This window comes from Oscillochloris sp. ZM17-4 (genome assembly GCF_019599295.1).
Taxonomy (GTDB): domain Bacteria; phylum Chloroflexota; class Chloroflexia; order Chloroflexales; family Chloroflexaceae; genus Oscillochloris.
The window spans coordinates 1-1,344 of sequence record NZ_JAIEWN010000172.1 but is presented as its reverse complement, the minus strand read 5'-3'; the positions used below and the strand labels follow the sequence as shown (position 1 = coordinate 1,344).

At 57.3% G+C, this 1,344-nt stretch carries 2 protein-coding genes and 1 pseudogene; all 3 read right to left on the bottom strand.

Translation table 11 applies throughout. The annotated features are described in order from the left end of the window. Positions 1 to 266, bottom strand: a 266-nt coding sequence (locus K2Z83_RS28485) for a hypothetical protein (RefSeq protein ID WP_370650290.1), incomplete at its 3' end; no start/stop codon positions are given. Positions 267 to 347: 81 nt separating this feature from the next. Continuing rightward, complete coding sequence (locus K2Z83_RS28480) at positions 348 to 767, bottom strand: hypothetical protein (RefSeq protein ID WP_220598551.1); 420 nt, start codon at positions 765 to 767, stop codon at positions 348 to 350. After that, positions 764 to 1,344: pseudogene (locus K2Z83_RS28475) on the bottom strand (AAA family ATPase); the annotation flags it as partial. The pseudogene K2Z83_RS28475 and the gene K2Z83_RS28480, both read right to left, overlap by 4 nt.

Here is a 1,344-nt window from a genome sequence, read left to right as displayed (position 1 = left end):
TCGGTATACCCGATGCCTCGCATCCAGCCATCACGCATCCGTGTGTCGGCGAAGAGCATCATGCTCAACTCGGCACCGTACCGTGCTGAGTCACTAGTCAGCGCACGTAGTGCGACATGGTCAAGTGTAATAGGAACATTTGCTGCAAAATCGACTGGTGCGGCACTTGTCGGGTCGTTAAATTGCATATCGGCACTGTAGCGCCCCTCGCCTATTGAGCGAAGGCGAACCTCAAGATCATAGATGTGGTTATGCGACGGAGACATCACGAGATTCCTTTGGGGCAATTCGCCCTGTTCCTCAGCCTTCTTCGGATCCTGCCCATCCTTCGCATCGCTAAGCTCTAACTACACAAGCCCCTCATCAAGCAGCAGGCTCCCATACGGGCTGACCAGGTGGCGCTGGCCTGAGTCGCCGACGATACGGTACCAGATCTCGCTGATCAGCGTCGGCACATCCCCATCGACAGTGAAGGTCAGGCCGAACGAGGAGGGGAACATGCTCGGTGCCTGGGTGGCCCCGCGGTCGATCGGCCCGTCGTCGGGCGCGTCCTCGCCGGCGGGGTCGATGTCGTCCTGCTCCTCGGGGGCGACCTGCTGCTGGCGCGGGGCGAGCATCCCGACCAGGTAGCGGTCGCGCACGCCGCCCTCGGCAATCTCCTCCTCGGGTCCGCCGGCCGGGCCGAGCAGGTCGAGGATGACCAGACGCTCCAGTTCGGCACGCAAGGCGGCGGGGGTGGGTGGAGATAGGACGGGAGGATTCGTCATACGCGTACCTCTGCGACAGGCGTCACGAAGTCATCGCGCATACGGAAGGCTCCAGATGAACCTTGCTCGACTAATTCATCAAGGAGAAAGAGCACTGCCCTCCGGAGATCTGGCTGACGCTTCAGTTCTAATGGCCGTCCGTACACATAACGCTGTAGGAGGTTTTCAAGCAAGAAGACCGTGTTACTCTTCCGCAGCATCTGTCGAGGATCTCCTTGTCGGAGGCGTGCAGCGATGTAAATGAACGCTTCCGGAAGTGATTGCTCACCAATGTGATAGAGGAAGCGAAGGTAGGCTTCTAGAATCACCGAAGATGGTGGCAGATCATCAAACAAGGCGTGTATATGATGAGCATGCCTCTCTAAACTTTTCCAATGCCGAACATTGTCGTTCCACCATATGTTAAGAAACAAGACCGACACCATCTCTGCTCCCATCGGGTGCTCTTGATCAAGTCTGGCGAGCCAGGAGGTTCGGCGAACTCTGTCTGCAAACAGTTCCCAAAGTGTCCAGAATTGAGGCGTATTCGGCTGTCGATCCTCTTCATAAATCATACCTCTGAGTAGTTGCTGCGCCT

Bases quoted from the DNA above. Each gene is read 5' to 3' on its own strand.
- K2Z83_RS28480 (WP_220598551.1), bottom strand. From the start codon at position 767: ATGACGAATCCTCCCGTCCTATCTCCACCCACCCCCGCCGCCTTGCGT.